Source organism: Psychrobacter sp. TWR1-1-1, assembly GCF_049895865.1.
Classification (GTDB): domain Bacteria; phylum Pseudomonadota; class Gammaproteobacteria; order Pseudomonadales; family Moraxellaceae; genus Psychrobacter; species Psychrobacter immobilis_A.
The window spans coordinates 92227-110596 of the sequence record NZ_JAFCTE010000009.1 but is presented as its reverse complement, the minus strand read 5'-3'; the positions used below and the strand labels follow the sequence as shown (position 1 = coordinate 110596).

Sequence of the window (18370 nt, the reverse complement as noted above, 5' to 3'; positions counted from 1 at the left end):
TACTGTTCAGACGTATTGAATAATCCGCCAAGCGGCTTTTATCATTCATAGCGCTTACTCATATTCAAAGGAGCACTGCCGTGTTTGCTGTTATCATTATCATCATTGTTATTTGGATAGTAATGTGGGGGTTTTATAAATTTATGTACCCGCGTGCGCCCAAAAGCATGATGCCAAAAAAAGGCGATGTGATCACACCGCGTCAGTGCAATTTTTGTGGCAACAGCTTGGCTGAATACCGCGGCGTCCTTGAAACCAAGCCCAACTTGGCTGCAAATAGTGAGAGTGCTATTGGCGAAAACCAAGCATTGTTTTTTTGTAATTATGAGCATCAAGCAGACTTTCATGCAGGTAAGGTTTATAACCCTGAGGTATAAATAATTGGGTTATGACTTAAGCATAAAAAAGCGCTTGGCTCATCAGAGCGAAGCGCTTATTGTTTCGTCGCTTAATACAGGCTTATAAAACAGACTGTGCGTCTTTCATAATTTTATTTAATAGCGCTTCAGATTGTTTGTCTTGCTGTAGTCGATCTTCATCGCTTCTTTGATTGGTGTGTATTTTTTCATACAAATTCAAGCAGCACAGTACTAAGATACTTTCTTGACTGAGGCTTGGCGCATCTCGTTTGAGATCTAGTGCATGGTTATTGATATACGAGACAGCTGAGAGCAGCTCTTCTTGTTCGTGTACTGGGCAATAAATAGGATAGGTGACACCAGCAATTGCGATATCTACTTTTTTGATTTGTGGTTCAGGGATAGTGGTTTTCACAGTAGTACTCGGTGTGTTTGGGCCAGTTGCAGCGACTGGTTGTGGTTTAGAAGAAATATTCTGCTGTTGGCTATTTTGTGGCTGTTTTTCTATAGAGTTTTTGTGGTCATCGGTCATGATAAATCCTACAATGTCTGGTCAGTGAAATGAGTGATATCAGATTTTACGAGTAGTGTTGGGCAGTTAAATAAGTAATATGTCCTTATTGCCATCACTGATCAGCCTTCTACTTGATCGATGTGGGTTAAGCGTTTTAATACGACTTGTGTACGCTCTGCTGCCAATTGATTCTTTTTCTGCAGCTCACTGTTTTGCTGTTTAATATCGCTATATTGCTGCTTCAATTCATTATTTTGTTGCTCTAACTGGCTGTTTTGTTGTTGTAATTGGCTGACCTGTTTTTGCAGTTTGTCTTGCTCTTCACCGATCATATGATGCGCTTCTGCGAGACTTTGATAGCGCTTGTCAAGATCGTTCAATTGTTTTTTGGCACCATCGCGTTCGCTATGGCTAGTGTTGAGCTTGGCTCTTATTGCCGCAAGCTCCTGAGGGTCGCTAACAGGGTGTTGTTTGAGGCTGCTAAGTTCAGCACTGACAAGCTGATACTGTTTTTTTATGTCGAGTATCATTTTTTCTAATATTCTAAGTTGATCATACATAGTCAGTTTTTATCCTTAACAAGTAAGCGTGAATGAATTTTGTTCTCTGCGTTTAATAATGCCATAGGTGACCGCATAATATCTATATCAACAAAGTAATTACCTATATTAGGGGTTGTTTGTTTATTTTTATGAGCCATGGTTTGATTGATAATATCAAGCGGTGTCTCACACCTATTTTATCCGTCTATTTTTATTTTTTAAGCAATAATCAATTACTAGGACATCTATTATGAATGACAATATTTCTGGCTGGAATACATGGCTGACTGCTTTTGATGATTGGACTGACGTGTCTATCAGTGAAGTGCATGGCCTGATGACAGGGCTGATGACAGCCTGTAACGCGCCTGATGAAGCAACATGGGCGAAGGTGTTTGAAGAGCTCAGTTTTGCGCCTTTACCCGATGAGGCATTGACTCTGTTAACAGAAGAAGCGGAAGACACCGTTTTTCAGCTTAAAGACAAAGACGATGCTTATTCTTACACGCCATTAGTGCCAGATGATGAACATGATTTGTACGAGCGCGTGATGGCATTGAAACAGTGGGCAAATGGTTTTATGACGGGTTTTGGTATTACCGACTGTGGTCTGAGTGGCGATGAAAATGAGATGCTGTCTGATTTGGCTAAAATCGGTGGTATTCGATTAGAAGATGACGAAAACTTTGAAGGTGGCGAAGAGTCTTATCTGCATATTTATGAGTTTGCGCGCATGGTGCCAGTGAGCTTTGCTACCCGCAAGCGTAAACCTGTTAAAGATATTGCCCTGATTGCTGGACTGGCTATCGATGCCAAAACCAGCAAAGAGCTACAGGCAGAAGGTAAGTTACCAAAGCCAATGCCGCCAGTCGTCGATGCGATGAATCAAAACCGTCCTTCATAATAAAGACGCCATCGTAAATGCTTTGATATGGGTTAATATTCAACACGTCCTAGAATGAATTGATAAAAGGAGATGGGGATGATCACTGACAATGATATGATATATTTGCGCCGCTGCGTAGAGCTTGCTACTGAAGCGCTAGCGGCGGGCGATGAGCCATTTGGTAGTGTATTGGTTGATGGCGATGGTCAGGTGCTACATGAAGATCGTAATCGTGCCAATACTGTCGATGCAACTTACCATCCTGAAATTGCTGTTGCAAAGTGGGCCGCAGAGAATATGACTACAGACGCGCGTACAAAAGCGGTGGTTTATACCTCAGGTGAGCACTGTGCTATGTGCTCAGCTGCGCATGCGTGGGCAGGTCTGGGTCGTATCATCTACGTTAGCTCATCAAAACAGCTTGGCGAGTGGATGGAGGAGATGGGCGTGACGTCAACATCGCCAATCAACTCATTAAGTATTCAAGAAGTAGCGCCAAACATACCAATACAAGGTCCGATTACAGGATTGGATGAAGAGATCAAGGCATTGCAGCGGCGCTCATTTAAAAAACAGTAACCTTTTTTATCATATATCGTGATAAGGATATTTTATGATCCAAGATACTAATGATACAACTAGCAGTGATAACGTTAGCAATGACAAGCAGTTCAACAATACTGAGCATCCCAAACACAGCCTCGATTGGCTAACGCGCCTTATTGCCTTTGATACGGTCAGTCGACACTCCAATCTAGTTTTGATTAACGATGTAAAATCGTACTGTGAGCAATTGGGTTTAACGGTAGATCTGACCTTTAACGAGGCTAAAACCAAGGCCAACTTGTTTGTGACGGTACCAGCTGGCGAAAATGCCGATATCGTAAATAACGGTCTGGTTTTATCTGGCCATACTGACGTCGTGCCAGTCGATGGGCAAGCATGGACATCAGAGCCGTTTGCAGCAACGATTCGTGGTGACAAGCTATATGGACGCGGTGCTTGTGATATGAAAGGTTTTATCGCTTGTGTGCTGACGATGTTGCCGCAAGCGGTGCAGTTGTCGAACAGCGGTCAGCTGCGTCGCCCATTGCACTTGGCTTTGTCGTTCGATGAAGAGGTGGGCTGTTTGGGTGCGCCATTGATTTTAGCAGACCTAAAAGCGCGCGGTATCAACCCTGATTACTGTATCGTCGGTGAGCCGACCAATATGGCGATGGTGGTCGCACACAAAGGCATCGCGGTGTATCGTTGCCGTGTCCATGGCAAATCAGCGCATTCTTCATTGATTGCTCAAGGGGTCAATGCGATCAGTTACGCAAGCAAATTGGTTGGCTATGTCGATGCGCTTGCCGAAGAGCTCAGTGCGAGAAACGATAACGATGCATTGTTTACGGTACCTTATTCTACCTTATCAGTAGGTACTATACATGGCGGCACAGCCACCAATATCGTGCCCAACTTGTGTGAGTTTACTTTTGACTACCGCAACCTGCCGCACATGACGCAAGACGATATACTAGCGCCCATTCAAGCGAAAGTCGCTGAGCTAAATGCACAAATGCAAGCACGCGCTCCCGAGACTGGCATTGAGCTGATGCAAGAAGAAATCGTGCCTGCAATGACCGACGATGATAGCGCCGAGTTGCAATCATTGATAGCTGCATTGACAGGCGATGACGAGCGTCATAAAGTCGCTTACGCAACGGAAGGTGGCCAGTTTACCAATGCAGGTATCCCAACCATCATTTGTGGCCCTGGTAGTATTGAACAGGCACACAAAGCGGATGAATATGTTGAGTTAATCGAAATCGAACGTTGTGACGGCTTTTTGCAAAAACTATTAGACAGTTGTACCGTCAAGTAGTCTATAAAACTGCCAAACATATGTATATAATATAAGTAAGTATAAAAAATACCGTCTTCATGGCGGTATTTCTTTTTTTGGTGATATGGCTGTTCGTATAAGAACCATTTATATATAACAAAGTAGGGGTTAGCTGATGTCTTGGCATCTGTTTGCAGTATTTTTCGCAAGTACGTTTTTGATTTCCGCGACCCCAGGTCCCAATATGCTACTGGCATTTCAGTACGGCATGAACTATGGCGTGAAGCGGACATTATGGACGCTGGCAGGTTTGAGTCTTGGTCTATTTGTATTACTGCTATCGACATTGCTGGGGCTGGATGTGATCAGCCGTCAATCGCCTTGGCTACTCACAATTATCAAAGCGGTGGGTGCGACATACTTGATTTATTTGGGTATCAGCTCATGGCGCGATGCGGGCGATGGTAGCTTGATGAGCGATGCTAAAGAGTTAAGTGCCGAGGTTGAAGCCGACTACGATGCTTTCGAGAATAAAGCCGATACACTACAGCCACGCTCGCTCTCGAGTGCAGCGGTCAAGGCAAGTCCCAGTAATCTTATTCTATTTCGTACAGGTGTTTGGGTGTCCTTATCCAATCCAAAAGCCATTTTGTTCTTTGCGGCCTTTTTTCCTAAGTTTATTAATTTTAGTGCGCCACTATGGCCGCAATATATCTTATTGACCATTGGGCTATTCATGAGTGAAACCATTTGGCAGATCATATATACCTTAGGTGGTAAAAAGTTGGCAAGCTGGCTTGATGTCGGTAATCGCTTAGCGTGGCTCAATCGTGGTTGCGGTATTATCTTCATCATAATTGCAGCGGCTTTGTTTGCTGAAGTAATTAATAGTTTTATGGCATAAAAAGCTATTAGTTATTATCTAAAATAATTACTCTATTAAATGAATGGCCTATAGTATTGCGTTTTTTTGTTATTTAAAAATTAATAGTTGACAATATTTTTTAAATCGTTATCATTATCTCACTGATTTATAGTCTTGCTATAAATTTCTAATAAATCTGCTACTGTTGCCCTGACATTAGCCACAACCTATGGAGGAATCATCGTGTCCTATATAACTGCTAAGACGTTTTTAAAGACTGAATATATGAAAATTATGACAGCAATGACGACTTCGAAAAGGTTTGGCTAAATTTATATATAGCTATTGAGTGATGTTCTATCTATTAATATCAATAAATAGCCTCCTATATGTACTCGCTCCATCCTTCTTCTAAATCTTCTATGTCAAAATAGCGATGCGATAGTGCTAATTGGTTTCGCGCTTGCTGCTGTCTGTTTATCTAACATTCTGCTTTACCTTTATTACCAAAAAATGAGTCACGCTATTAACTTAGCAACTATATATCTGTGCGTATAATATTTACGCTCTCATTTTTGGTACGGTAAAACCTTTTTTAAAACGTCCATAATAAATTAGCCATAACTTTTTATTGATTTTTAATTAATAAAGAGACGGTATTTTATTGCCTATTATTTTTTAATTGATAATTTTATTTCTTATTAAACTTTGCGTTTAATTGGGATAGATGAGTAATGTCTAAAAAACTTAATAGGTAAATATAAAAATTATTTACATGGCTTTAAAAATAAAAAAAATGGAAAAAATAAATAATGAGCATTCAATTAGTATTAAATAAAAATAGTAAACATGGCGTGCCTGTCAAAATCTACACCACTGATATTGAGCAAGGCGCGATTCAGCAATTACGCAACTTGGCGCAGCTAGAGTTTATACACTCGCATATTGCGGTTATGCCTGACGTGCATGTGGGTAAAGGCGCAACCGTTGGCAGCGTGATTCCGACCAAGTCTGCCATCATTCCTGCGGCGGTCGGTGTGGATATCGGCTGCGGTATGAACGCCGTGCGCTTATCCCTAACCGCAAGTGATTTACCTGATAGCTTGAGGTCATTACGTTCAGTAGTAGAGCAACAAGTGCCTGTGGGTTTCAACATGCACAAGCAAATCCAAGCCAAGAACTCAACGCTTGACCCGTTAGGAAAACGATTGAAACCGATTACTGATAAGCATCCTGGTTTACTTAAAATGCTTAAAGGTTTTGAGCGTACGTGGGCGAAGCAGTTGGGAACGCTGGGCGGTGGCAATCATTTCATTGAGCTGTGCTTGGATGAAAACAAAGATGTCTGGGTCATGCTGCATTCTGGCAGTCGTGGTATAGGTAATTGTATCGGCCAGTATTTCATTACTCTGGCCAAAAAAGAGCGTCAATCGCGCTTTGGTCATGTGCCAGATCGTGATTTGTCTTACTTTGCCGAAGGGTCCGACAGCTTTGCTGATTATGTCGAGGCGGTAGGCTGGGCACAGGATTACGCGCTAGAGAATCGCCGCGAGATGATGCGCTTAGTCATTAAGTCTTTGCAGTCGCCACAAGCAGGATTGCCACGATTTCAGTTAACCAAAGAAGCCATCAATTGCCATCACAATTACGTCAATGAAGAAGTGCATTTTGGCGAGCAAGTTTACGTGACGCGTAAAGGCGCAATCAGTGCCTATGCCGGTGAACTCGGTATTATCCCAGGCTCTATGGGCGCAAAGTCTTTTATTGTTCGTGGTCTGGGTGCAGCGGAATCGTTTTGTTCTTGCTCACACGGCGCAGGGCGTCAAATGAGCCGCGGCAAAGCGGTGCGTGCTTTCACCATTGATGAGCTAAAAGCGCAAACGGACGGTGTCGAATGTCGTAAAGACAAAGGCGTTATCGATGAGATACCCGGTGCTTATAAAGACATTGATGAAGTCATGGCCAATCAAACGGATTTGGTTGAAGTGGTGCATACACTGAAGCAGGTCATGTGTATTAAAGGCTAACGAGTTAAGCCATAGCGATGCACGACGGTGTTAATCAAGCTAAATGTACGAAGTGTACTATTTGCGCTCGATTTCCTAATCTTGGCATCACTATGCTGTCACTCGAACATACAAAATAGATTTAAAGACATTAAAAATATAGGTAATAATATGAGCTTAAAACAAACCTTAAAAAAGGCCAAGAAAATTGAAAAAGCATTAGAGCGCCAAAATAATTCTGACAATAGTTCGAGTCAACAAACATTAGGCGCAGTGAAGCCGCGTAATTACTTGGCGCTTGATCCTCTATTAAGAAAAGGCGGTCTTCACGAAAAAGAAGATATCGATATCGTCCGAAAAAAGCGCCGTCGCGAAACTAAGCAGCAGTTACGGCAGACGGACTGGTTGTCAGAGTAGCGATCATGCATTCTTAATTTAAATGGTTTGGGTGGCAAAGGCCATTCAAACCACGACACTAAATAAGAAAACTGAGAGCGCGAGTTTCTATGATTGGGTATCCAAGTAAAGTAGTACCCAAGATCAAGATTTAACAGACAAAAAGGAGGGTTTTATGAGATTACTTAATAAAGTTGCATTAGTCACGGGTTCAGCACAAGGTATTGGTAAAGCTATTGCTGAGCTTTTTGTAAAAGAAGGGGCAACGGTCATATTCAGTGATATCCATGATGATAAAGGGAGGCAAGCTTGCGATGATATTAATATCAAGCGTCAACAATGGCGCGAGTCAAAACCAGCAGAATATATGCATCTGGATGTCTCAAACGAGAGCGATTGGCAAAAAGCCGAGCAGTATATTCAACAAAGCTATCACGGGTTAGATATTGTCGTAAACAATGCTGGTATTACTGGATTTTTAGAGACCACAGGTGCTCATGATCCTGAACACTTAGATATGGCAAGTTGGCACAAGGTACATCAAGTGAACCTAGATGGCGTGGCTTTAGGGTGTAAGGCGGCGATCGCTTTGATGAAAAACCGTCCAACAGATAAAAACAGCAAATCAAGTATCATTAATATCTCCTCTCGCTCAGGTATGGTCGGTATTCCTTTAGCAGCAGCTTACGCCTCAAGCAAGGCTGGAGTCAGAAACCATAGCAAATCTGTGGCCTTATATTGTGCGCAAAATGGCTATAATATTCGCTGCAACTCCATTCATCCTGCCGCTATCTATACGCCTATGTGGGATGCGATGTTGGGAGAAGGCGATGCGCGTGAGGACGCTATTAAAGCCATTAGCAAGGACATTCCGCTCGGTTATATGGGTGATGTCATGGATGTGGCTTATGCGGCACTCTATTTGGCCAGTGATGAGTCAAAATACGTGACTGGCACTGAGCTGACGATTGATGGTGGCATTCTGGCAGGGAGCACGGCTGCCCCTAATGGCTAAAATTAATGAAACGCTAAAAATGATTCTGTACTACTGGAAGATTATGATAGAGACTACCTCAGAAGTAACCAGCAAATAATGAGCAGTCTTCTCAGACCGATCATTATTAGACGCTCACAAAAAAGCCGTTCGCTATTATAGTGAACGGCTATTTTTATTCTTACTCAAATCTAAAACTTAACGGTTACGCCAATACTTCGATTAGCTCACCTTTTACCATATGCGGGCTGACAAAATCAGTAATACGTACGCTTACAAGTTTACCTAACATCTCATCCATCTTATCTTCGTCATAAGGGAACATGACCGTACGGGTATTATCCGCTGTACCGATTAGGCAATCAGGGTGACGATTGGCAATTTGTTCAACCAAGACGCGAGTCGTGGTGCCAACCATCTCATGCGTTTTGGCAAGCGTTGAGTCGATAATAACTTTTTGGAACTCAGCCAAACGCGCTTTTTTGGTCGTAAAACTCACATCATCCGGCAGCTCTGCCGCTGGCGTGCCCGGACGCTTAGAGTAGATAAAGCTATACGAGTGATCGAAGTTCAATTCTTTTGCTAAGTTCAGTGTGTCTTGGAAATCCTCGTCCGTCTCACCAGGGAAACCAATGATAAAGTCGCTCGACAAGTGAATGTCTGGACGAATGGCTTTCAGCTTATTGATCTGATCAATATAAACATCGATGGTGTGATTGCGTTTCATCGCTGCCAAGATAGCATTTGAGCCGCTCTGAACAGGTAGATGTAAATGCGATACCAGTTCTGGCAATTGTGCATAAGCATCAATGATGTCATCTGTGAACTCAAGTGGATGACTGGTCGTATAACGAATACGCTCGACACCATCGACGTGCGAGACATAATGCAACAGCTCAGCGAAACGGCAAATACTGCCGTCGTCTTTTTCACCGCGATAGCCGTTGACGTTTTGACCGAGTAGGTTTATTTCACGCACTCCTTGCTCGGCTAAACTGTCAATTTCAGCCAACACATCATCAAGCGGGCGTGACAATTCTTCACCGCGGGTATAAGGAACCACACAAAATGAGCAATATTTTGAACAGCCTTCCATAATAGAGACGAAGGCCTTATAGCCTTCTACTCTTGGCTCTGGTAAAAAGTCAAACTTTTCAATACTAGGGAATGACACATCAATCGTACCGATACGATTTTTAGGCGCGATTTCACGTTGCTCGTTTGATTGGTCATATAGTTCTGGAAGACGATGCAACGTTTGCGGACCAAATACCATATCAACGTAAGGTGCACGCTTTTGAATATTATCGCCTTCTTGTGAGGCCACGCAGCCGCCAACGCCAATGACAAGGTCAGGACGTTTCTCTTTTAGCTTGCGCCAGCGACCCAACTCTGAAAAGACTTTCTCTTGTGCTTTTTCGCGGATAGAGCAGGTATTCATCAGCAGTACATCGGCTTCATCGATATCGTGTGTGACTTCCATACCGTGTGAATCACCGAGCACATCCAGCATTTTGCCAGAATCATAGACGTTCATCTGACAGCCCTGCGTGGTGACAAAGACTTTCTTCGTCGCTGTTTTGACAGGTGCTTGGGCTGAACTTGATTCTTTGAGTGCAGTGACAGCAGGTGCAGTAGCGGTTGTTTCAGCGACAGCAGTGTCATCGATGCGGGGATTAAATACAGTAACACTCATAAGGATAAGTCCATGATTGACTAAAAATATAGCGTGATAGGTGATTAACAGGTGGCGTATTTTATCACAACCCTGTGACAATGTGAAAAATTAGCACAGACGATGAGTCAGCAGTATAGTAAATAATTCATAACAGTATCAATTGTTTACTGCTGACAGAAACACATTTGGCAAAAATTATGGCTTGCTATCACTTCTATGTTACACCGTGCTATCGTATTTATTAACAAAAGGTAAAGGTGATGGTTGAAAGTGCAACGAGTATAGTATGATGAATGCAACCATATTAGCGCGATTGATTACATCGCGATTTACGCCGTTTTGGCATTGTTATTCTAAATATATTATTTAGCCAAATCATTTGGACACATTACAAAGAGAGTCAGTATGACAAAGCCGCAGGTTGCTCATAGCATCAAGGATAGAGAGTTTATTAAGCAAAATGAAGATGCAAAACGATTGAAAGCAAGGACGCTACGAGTAAGTGCGCTAAGTGTGGCGACGGCAGTAAGTGCGCTAGGATTGTCGCAAGTGGCTTGTGCAGAGCTGACGTGGGGTGAAGAGGACAGTTATCAGCAAGAAGATAGCTATCAACAAAACAGTAGTTATCAGCCAGACAATGGTGTGAGCTCATTTACAGCGGCGGCAATTGCGGCAGAACGCGGTGATGTCAGTGCCTTATACAATTATGAGCAAGCAATGAGTGGCGGTTTGTTTGCCATGTATCCAACTTATTGGCGGATGAATTTAGATCTTAATTCGCAAAGTTCGGCGGCTGTATCACAGTTTGTGCGTCAATATCCAAATACCGTAATGGCAGAAAAGCTAGTGGCTGATTTTGCTGAGACTAAAGCAGGCTCTAATGATTACGCCTCAGTACGCCAAGTCGCGAATTTGATTACCAATGCGGATGCCAGTGAGCGCTGTGCGGTTGCGCTTGGGTTTAATAATGGTGGCGACACCATGCGGGCTATGGCAGCCAAGTCTGAAGTTTGGTTGACGACCAAAAAGCAGCCAGCCTTGTGTGACCAGCTCGCGATGGAGATGAATAATAACGCGCTGATTAGCAATCAGGATCGCGCGGCGCGCCTCAAGCGTATGTTACGTAAAGGCAAAACGGGTGACATTATGGCATTGTCATCACGTTTAGGAACGCCCATTGCTTATTCAGCATTGAGTGAAATTCAACTGAATCCGTCTGCTTTTTTTAGCCGTTTTAGTCGAGAACCTGCCAGTCAAAACAATCAATACCTATATCTATATGCCATGGGACGCGTTGCTGACAAGTCTTACCGTGAAGCTGCATTACAGTTAGATTTTGATGTTAAGCAAGACAATCAGCGTTCAGTTAAATTGTTGAATGCGGAGACTCGTCGCTATGCGTATCGCATCCTTGGGGTGCAACGTATGAATCATAATACGGATGATGGTTTTAATGCTGAGGCGGTTGACTGGTTTCGCAATAGCTTAGACGAAGATTTTAATTTTGAAGAAGCCGAAGATTATGCCATGGCAGCGATTCGCTTTAGCCGCTGGGACGATGTGGTCGAAGCCATCTCAAAAATGGAGGCTGAAACCCAAAAAAGTGACCAGTGGCAATATTGGCTGGCTCGCGCTTACGAGCAATCAAGCGATGCTAACAAGCGTAATACTGCTAAAAAAATGTATCAAAACTTGGCAAAGAATAATGACTATTATGGCTTAATGGCAAAGGATAAAGTGGGTCAGCGTTTTGATGCCAGTCGTTTGGGCGGTAATAACTTACCAAATGTCAGTACCGCTGATCGCGCACGGGTTATGCAAGATGCCAACTTTGCGCGTGCTTTTGCTCTATATAATGCTGACGCCAGCCGTGCCTATGCCAATCGTGAATGGAACTGGGCGGTAAAGCAGGCGCGCGACAAGCGTGATGATAACTTGATTATTGCCGCTGCTCGTCAAGCCTATGATATGGGCTGGCTCGACCGAGCAATTTATGCCGTTGATAATACTGATAGAGTAGACAGCTTAGCGTTATCACATCCGATGCCGCATCAAGATGCAGTCGTACGTTATAGTCAGTCTGCTGGTATCGATCCTGCTTGGGCTTATGGCATCATGCGTCAAGAAAGTCGCTTTGTTGCATCAGCACGCTCAAACGTTGGTGCCAGTGGTTTGATGCAGGTGATGCCTGACACGGCAAAATATATTGCTCGCAACTTAGGTGAAACCTATAGCGCCAGCCGTGCCAATAGTGGCGATACCAATATTCGTTACGGCACATGGTATATGGGTGATATTTTCGGTAAATTAAACCGTCAACCTGTGTTGGCAACGGCTGGCTATAATGCGGGTCCGAACAATGCCAAGCGTTGGCAACCAGTATATGGTTCGCTCGCAGCCGACCAGTACGTCGAGTCGATTGCCTTTCCTGAAACCCGTAATTACGTTAAACACGTGATGGAAAACGCCACCATTTATAGCAGTCTATTAGGTCGTAGTCAGCCTATTAGCCAGCGTATGGGCACGATACCTGCCGCGCTCTAAAATGCTAATGTATAAACCAAAAAAACCATTCGTGAGCAATCATTAATGGTTTTTTTATGTCACTTTTGATCGTGCAATCAAAACTAGTTTTGTCTTGACGCGATGCCTAATTCGACGCCCAACCTCGCTGATGATGACATGCTAACGTTGCGATATTTTTGTACTATTGATGCTATCATTAGCTTATGTTTACGTTTCTGCTATAGATTAAAAAAAACGTTTTGCTACCATTGCATCAATTAGTGTCTTTTATACGTGCTTATAATAAGTGCTTATCAATCAACGCACACATTTTTGTTAGCTCTATTCTTAGTTTTATCAGTGTTTATACGTCGAACACTATGAGCTAAACGATAGCCCATGTTTTTATCATTGCTAGATGCCTTCAGCCCCTATGATCAAAAAATATTTCAATCTGCCCCTGTTATTAAAAGTTAGGCATCAGTCATCTATTCAGCAGATGCTCTCGCTATCTACTCTGACGCCAGATTTAAACCAATCAAGCTCGATAACCAATACATCTATGGATAAACTAAATACGACGCTAAGTATCGGTGCATTAGTGATGTTGCAAGGCATTATGATGATGCCGGTACATGCCGCGAGCGCCGTTAAGAGCGGACAGCGTGTGTTGATGATTGAGATGACGCCAGCATTGTGTAGCATACAGCCGACGCGTGCCCGTATGCGTCAATGCTTGGAGGGTTATTCGTTGACAGTGTCAGGTCTAGATATGGGCTATGGTGAGCGCTGCGGACGTGGTAGTGAGCCACGTCTGACACCGTTACAGTTAAAAGTCGTCAACCGTATCATGCCTGATACGACAGTACGTAGCCAAGCTTGGCAGCGTTATGGGGCGTGTAGTCCACTCAGTGCCAGTAGTTATTTCCGCCAGATTACCAATTATGCTGGCGCATTAAAGCTGCCTAACGAGCTTAATACGGGTAATAGCTATACGGTTTCTAAATCTCGATTTATCAGTCAAATGACCCAGCTTAATAGTGGTATGTCCTCAAACAGTATTGATTTGATTTGCCAAGCGGGCAGTCGTCGTCAATCAACATTGACGGATATCCATATTTGTTATGAAGGGAGCGAATTTGGCACATGTCATAATGTTGTGAATAATTGTGGCAGTAAGTTCGTCATTTCGGGTGGAAAATAGTTTTTTTAGCCTATTTAAATGCTTATTGTTTGAATTGAGGACACGCCCTAATAATATTCGCTTATCTTAAGTGTTATATCACTGTATATAACGCTTCTAAATGTTGTCATCAGCTGCCTTTTCATACTTTCTAGCACTGTATCCGTATAGGTTTATAGTGGGTATAAAAATCCTCCCGTATAAAATGTAACAATATAATCGGTGGTCGGTGTCTTATTGTCTCTAGACGATTTGCTGAACGAAGTGCTACACTAGCTCTCGGTTTATGACTGCTATATTCAGTAGGCAAGTCGCTATTTAAAACGATAGTCATCCATTAGAACCATCAATCAGAATCATGAATTATCTAATCTATAATTAGGGAGTATTCAATGTCAATGAAACAGCCTTTACGTGTTGCCGTCACTGGTGCCGCTGGTAATATCAGCTATGCTATGTTATTTCGTATTGCATCTGGCGAGATGCTAGGTAAAGATCAGCCAGTTATTTTGCAATTGCTTGAAATCGCTCCAGCACTTGACGCCCTAAAGGGTGTGGTCATGGAATTAGAAGACTGTGCATTCCCTTTATTAGCAGGTGTTGTGCAGACTGATGATGCGACCGTTGCATTCAAAGATGTTGACTATGCTCTGCTAGTCGGTTCACGTCCGCGTGGTCCAGGTATGGAACGTAAAGATTTGCTAGAAGCCAACGCTGCGATTTTCTCAGCACAAGGTAAAGCATTGAATGACGTTGCAAGCCGTGATGTAAAAGTGTTGGTTGTCGGTAACCCTGCCAACACCAACGCCCTTATCGCTCAGCGCAATGCACCAGATCTTGATCCACGTAACTTCACTGCGATGACTCGTTTAGACCACAACCGTGCCATGGCACAGTTGGCTGGCAAAACTGACAGTACAGTAAATGACGTGAAAAAAATGATCATCTGGGGCAACCATTCATCAACGCAGTATCCTGATCTGACTGCTGCTACTGTCAACGGTAAGCCTGCATTAGATTTGGTTGATCGCGAATGGTACGAAGCGACTTATATCCCAGAAGTACAACAACGCGGTGCTGCAATCATTAAAGCACGCGGTGCATCATCTGCCGCTTCTGCTGCCAACGCGGCCATTGCACATATGCGCACTTGGGCATTGGGTACTGATGAGAACGATTGGGTATCAATGGGCGTTTATTCAAACGGCGAATACGGTATCGCAAAAGGCTTAATCTACTCATTCCCATGCACATGTACTAACGGTGATTGGTCTATCGTAGATGGCGTTGATGTGTCATCAAATTTCTCTAAAGAGAAAATGGCAGCGACTGAGCAAGAGCTTAGCGAAGAACGTGATGCAGTAGCACACCTGCTTCCATAAGCCGCCAATGTCATTATGTCATAAAACTGTTTTATAGAAATTGATCTAAAAAAGCCCTCTACATTAGAGGGCTTTTTTGTGTCTTGTCTGCCTATCAAAATACAATTGATAACGTTAGATACACGTTGATTAACAGCTATTAAAATAAAGCTTGCTACAATAAATGTGTCAATTTAGATAATAAACACAAAGACACTCGTACCATTTAAGGAGAAAATTATGTTGGGTGAACCAGAATACAATATGAATGAATTATTTGCACAGTTGGGACTTGATAGCTCAGATGCAGCGATTGATAGTTTTATTGAAAATAATCAGTTGGATAAAGAAGAGAAGTTGATAGAAGCGAGTATTTGGACAGATAATCAGCGTGCTTTTCTACAAGAAGAATGGGAAAAAGATGCGGAATGGGTAGAGGTCATCGATGACTTAAACGTACGTATGCATCCAGATGCTTAGAAAAACTCCCATTAGATAAAACCCACAAACGTTATAAACGCTGTGGGTTTTTTATAAATTATAAATATCGACGCCCGCATTTAAGCTTACTAGCAATTTAACTGGGCTGCTGCTCTCGCCACTCAATTAATGCTTTTACATCATTATGGATGCCTGTTTTTAATGCTTCTAAGCCATCATAATGTCGTTCACCATGTAAATAATGCAAAAATCGAACCTGTAAAGTTAATCCATATAAATCGGCATTTAATTCTGGGAAATGCACTTCCAAACGCCAATCATGTTGTTTATCGACAGAGGGTCTAGTGCCGATATTGGCTGTCCCAAAGAGGCTATTGGAACGTAATCCTGAGATACCTGATTTGCCATCTATAGCAAATGCCGATAAGCCATCAGCAATCACTTGCCCATCCTCGTCGAGGCTGACGACATCAACAGCAAAGATACCATGCAGGGCAGGCTTTAAACGCTGTAGGTCAATATTCGCAGTAGGAAAGTCCATGGTGCGACCTATTTTATCACCACCAACGACCATTCCTGTAATCGCATAATCGCGACCAAGTAGCACATTAGCAGCGTCAATATCACCAGCCAATAGTAAGTCCCGAACGCGAGTAGAGCTGATACGTGCCGCTTTACCACTATCATCGATGACGGTATGTAGATTGGTCACATCTAAGCCATAATTCCGCAAAAACTGACTGTCACCAGTACGGTCATGACCAAATTTGAAGTCATCACCTAACACCAACGCTTTGACATTTAAGGGCAGGGCTAAAATATCCGCAAATGCTTGGGCGGATAGCGAGCGAAATTCTGCATCAAATCCTGCCACAATCAAGGTCTCAACGCCATATTCTGCTAACAAAGCTTGTTTTTCAGCGAGATTGGTGAGGCGAGCAGGCGCAGTGGCTGGCGCAAAAAATTCACGAGGCTGTGGCTCAAATATCATGACAGCAGAACCAAGATTTTGTGCATGGGCAATATCACGGACTTGTTCAAGCATCGCTTGATGACCAAGATGGACACCATCGAAGTTACCGATAGTGAGCACACAGGGCGCTAAATCTACTGGGCTAGTATTTGCAGTCAAATTACTGGGCGAGGCAATCAGTTGCTCAAGAAAATAGGTGTTCATAAATTTTCAGCTATGATAGATAAAACCAGATAAGAAACACACCCGTACCAAAATCAATGTGTTTAAAATCAGCCATTATAAAGTAAAATGACCACACTAACATCCTATAGTCTACTGACAATAAAAGTATGGCGCTATCCGCTCTGTCATCTTAAAATACCGTGATGTTTGTCCACATGCTTTTGTAATGACCCTCTGTATAGATGGATCATCTTGCAACAATTATCACCCATAGACTATTAATTAATAATTACGGAGACCTTATGCCCGTTGCTGCCTTGAATGCTGTACCAACTGTTTTGTTAGGACACTATCTTACTGATGAGTTTGTCGTGCAGCGTGCAAGTAGAGACGACTTGTCAGAGATTTTGGCGATTTATAATCAGACTATTGCAGGTAAGCAAGCCACTGCCAATCTTACCCCAGTGACTTGTGAAGAGCGTGCAGATTGGTTTGATGAGCATATAAATAGTCCGACGCGTCCTATTTATGTCGTAAAAGCGATGCATAAGGCCACGCAAAATTCAGCAGAAGCAGAGACAGCAACAATCGTTGCATGGGGCAGCTTTAGCGATTTATATGCACGACCGGCTTATCATATCAGCACTGAGATTAGTATCTACTTGCATCAGGATTTTCACGGTCAAGGATTGGGCAGCTTATTGACATGCTGGATGTTGACACAAGCGCCAAGCCTAGGCATTCATAATGTAATCGCGCTTATTTTTGCGCACAATCAGCCAAGCTTAGGATTGTTCCGTAAGCTTGGTTTTGAGCAATGGGGATATATGCCAAAAGTGTGTGATATGCAAGGCTTTATCGCTGATGTTGTAATGCTTGGCAAGCCAGCGTCGTCAGATTAATATTAAATTTTGATTGGTATCAAATAAAATCATTGAAGATAAGATAGTTCAAGTTCAAGTGAATTAAGCTAAAATAACTTAAGCTAAAGTGATTTTAAATGAGGACAGCAAAGCGTCTTATCCTAGGATTTTCCATTGACCTTCAATTTTTTGCAGCTCATAAGTCAACGGTGCAGGCGCACTTTGTCCTTTTAACATCAGCTCCCCAATGATGGTGGCACGGGTTTTATCATCACTGTATTTAGTATCGGTGATAGTGACGCCATCAACCGTTTGCTGAAAGGCATACTGGGTTTTAGCCAGCTCTTCTTCGAAGTTTGCCATATCTACTTTATAATATCTAACGGCTTCTTTTACCTCGCCATAATACAAGCTATCTAGTGCTTGCTTTACAGTATCTTCTGGTGTGCCAGCTTGGGTCGTATTGGTTACGAGGCTCTTTTGCTTGGTCGCAGTAGTAACTGGGTTGATATTATCACTATCAATCGCCGTTTCAGCTTTACCGCTGTCAGCCATCTGCTTGCTGTCAACTGTGCTATTCGCATCCACTGCTGACGTTTGATTAGCAGCGCTATTTTCAGCATCAATGCTTTCATCAGAACTGCCTTCAGCGATGGCTGCCGTATCTTCGGCACTATTAGCTGTCTTATCGTTATCGCTACAAGCACTTAAAAGCAGTCCAGTGCTAAGGACACCAGCGGTCAGGATAGTTGGTAAGCGTAGTAAGGTTGATCGTTTGGTTGTCATTATTAGCCCTCAGATTTCATTTATT

Annotated in this window: 18 protein-coding genes; 13 read left to right on the top strand and 5 right to left on the bottom strand. The window is 43.0% G+C overall.

Going from position 1 to position 18370, the window contains the following annotated elements:
* Positions 1-80: 80 nt before the first annotated feature.
* Complete coding sequence (locus ACP69U_RS10100; RefSeq protein WP_228139026.1) at positions 81-377, top strand: hypothetical protein; 297 nt, start codon at positions 81-83, stop codon at positions 375-377.
* An 82-nt stretch (positions 378-459) separates the two neighbouring features.
* Here the strand turns inward: ACP69U_RS10100 and ACP69U_RS10095 are convergent, their stop codons facing one another.
* Both ACP69U_RS10095 and ACP69U_RS10090 read right to left on the bottom strand, forming a co-directional pair.
* Positions 460-891, bottom strand: a complete 432-nt coding sequence (locus ACP69U_RS10095) for a cell division protein ZapA (protein WP_426138468.1) — start codon at positions 889-891, stop codon at positions 460-462.
* A gap of 101 nt (positions 892-992) precedes the next feature.
* A complete protein-coding gene (locus ACP69U_RS10090; RefSeq protein WP_426138467.1) occupies positions 993-1433 on the bottom strand; it encodes a hypothetical protein in 441 nt (146 codons plus the stop codon).
* A gap of 232 nt (positions 1434-1665) precedes the next feature.
* Here ACP69U_RS10090 and ACP69U_RS10085 point away from each other — a divergent pair, with 232 nt between their 5' ends.
* From ACP69U_RS10085 to ACP69U_RS10055, 7 genes are all read left to right on the top strand, one after another.
* Entirely contained in the window at positions 1666-2319 is a 654-nt protein-coding gene (locus ACP69U_RS10085; protein WP_193012483.1) for a UPF0149 family protein, read from the top strand.
* A gap of 78 nt (positions 2320-2397) precedes the next feature.
* Positions 2398-2880, top strand: a complete 483-nt coding sequence (locus ACP69U_RS10080) for a nucleoside deaminase (RefSeq protein WP_426138466.1) — start codon at positions 2398-2400, stop codon at positions 2878-2880.
* A gap of 34 nt (positions 2881-2914) precedes the next feature.
* Positions 2915-4168, top strand: a complete 1254-nt coding sequence (gene argE, locus ACP69U_RS10075; RefSeq protein WP_426138465.1) for an acetylornithine deacetylase — start codon at positions 2915-2917, stop codon at positions 4166-4168.
* A gap of 136 nt (positions 4169-4304) precedes the next feature.
* Entirely contained in the window at positions 4305-5033 is a 729-nt protein-coding gene (locus ACP69U_RS10070) for a LysE family translocator (protein ID WP_426138464.1), read from the top strand.
* Positions 5034-5806: 773 nt separating this feature from the next.
* Positions 5807-7021: an RtcB family protein gene (locus tag ACP69U_RS10065; RefSeq protein ID WP_426138463.1), complete on the top strand. Its 1215-nt coding sequence runs from the start codon at positions 5807-5809 to the stop codon at positions 7019-7021.
* 150 nt (positions 7022-7171) lie between these two features.
* The gene (locus ACP69U_RS10060; RefSeq protein ID WP_426138462.1) at positions 7172-7417 is read left to right on the top strand and encodes a hypothetical protein; all 246 of its coding nucleotides are present in this window, start codon (positions 7172-7174) and stop codon (positions 7415-7417) included.
* Positions 7418-7571: 154 nt separating this feature from the next.
* On the top strand, positions 7572-8411 hold the full coding sequence (locus tag ACP69U_RS10055) for an SDR family oxidoreductase (protein ID WP_426138461.1): 840 nt from the start codon (positions 7572-7574) through the stop codon (positions 8409-8411).
* Between the two features lie 184 nt (positions 8412-8595).
* On the opposite strand, the gene miaB is transcribed toward ACP69U_RS10055, so the two are convergent.
* Complete coding sequence (gene miaB, locus ACP69U_RS10050; protein ID WP_426138460.1) at positions 8596-10086, bottom strand: tRNA (N6-isopentenyl adenosine(37)-C2)-methylthiotransferase MiaB; 1491 nt, start codon at positions 10084-10086, stop codon at positions 8596-8598.
* 387 nt (positions 10087-10473) lie between these two features.
* Between miaB and ACP69U_RS10045 the strand changes: the two genes are divergently transcribed.
* From ACP69U_RS10045 to ACP69U_RS10030, 4 genes are all read left to right on the top strand, one after another.
* Positions 10474-12612, top strand: coding sequence for a transglycosylase SLT domain-containing protein (locus tag ACP69U_RS10045; protein ID WP_426138459.1), 2139 nt, complete (start codon positions 10474-10476; stop codon positions 12610-12612).
* Between the two features lie 523 nt (positions 12613-13135).
* Positions 13136-13777 (top strand): hypothetical protein, encoded by a 642-nt coding sequence (locus tag ACP69U_RS10040; protein ID WP_055124727.1) that lies wholly within the window; start codon positions 13136-13138, stop codon positions 13775-13777.
* 371 nt (positions 13778-14148) lie between these two features.
* On the top strand, positions 14149-15138 hold the full coding sequence (locus tag ACP69U_RS10035; RefSeq protein WP_176393009.1) for a malate dehydrogenase: 990 nt from the start codon (positions 14149-14151) through the stop codon (positions 15136-15138).
* Between the two features lie 219 nt (positions 15139-15357).
* A complete protein-coding gene (locus tag ACP69U_RS10030; protein WP_045444148.1) occupies positions 15358-15597 on the top strand; it encodes a DUF2789 domain-containing protein in 240 nt (79 codons plus the stop codon).
* Positions 15598-15694: 97 nt separating this feature from the next.
* On the opposite strand, the gene ribF is transcribed toward ACP69U_RS10030, so the two are convergent.
* A complete protein-coding gene (gene ribF / locus ACP69U_RS10025; protein ID WP_426138458.1) occupies positions 15695-16735 on the bottom strand; it encodes a riboflavin biosynthesis protein RibF in 1041 nt (346 codons plus the stop codon).
* Between the two features lie 263 nt (positions 16736-16998).
* On the opposite strand from ribF, the gene ACP69U_RS10020 reads away from it, so the two are divergent.
* On the top strand, positions 16999-17598 hold the full coding sequence (locus tag ACP69U_RS10020) for a GNAT family N-acetyltransferase (RefSeq protein ID WP_426138457.1): 600 nt from the start codon (positions 16999-17001) through the stop codon (positions 17596-17598).
* A gap of 117 nt (positions 17599-17715) precedes the next feature.
* On the opposite strand, the gene ACP69U_RS10015 is transcribed toward ACP69U_RS10020, so the two are convergent.
* Positions 17716-18345 carry a hypothetical protein gene (locus tag ACP69U_RS10015; protein ID WP_426138456.1) on the bottom strand — a complete coding sequence of 210 codons (630 nt, stop codon included), beginning with the start codon at positions 18343-18345 and terminating at the stop codon, positions 17716-17718.
* Positions 18346-18370 lie beyond the last annotated feature (25 nt).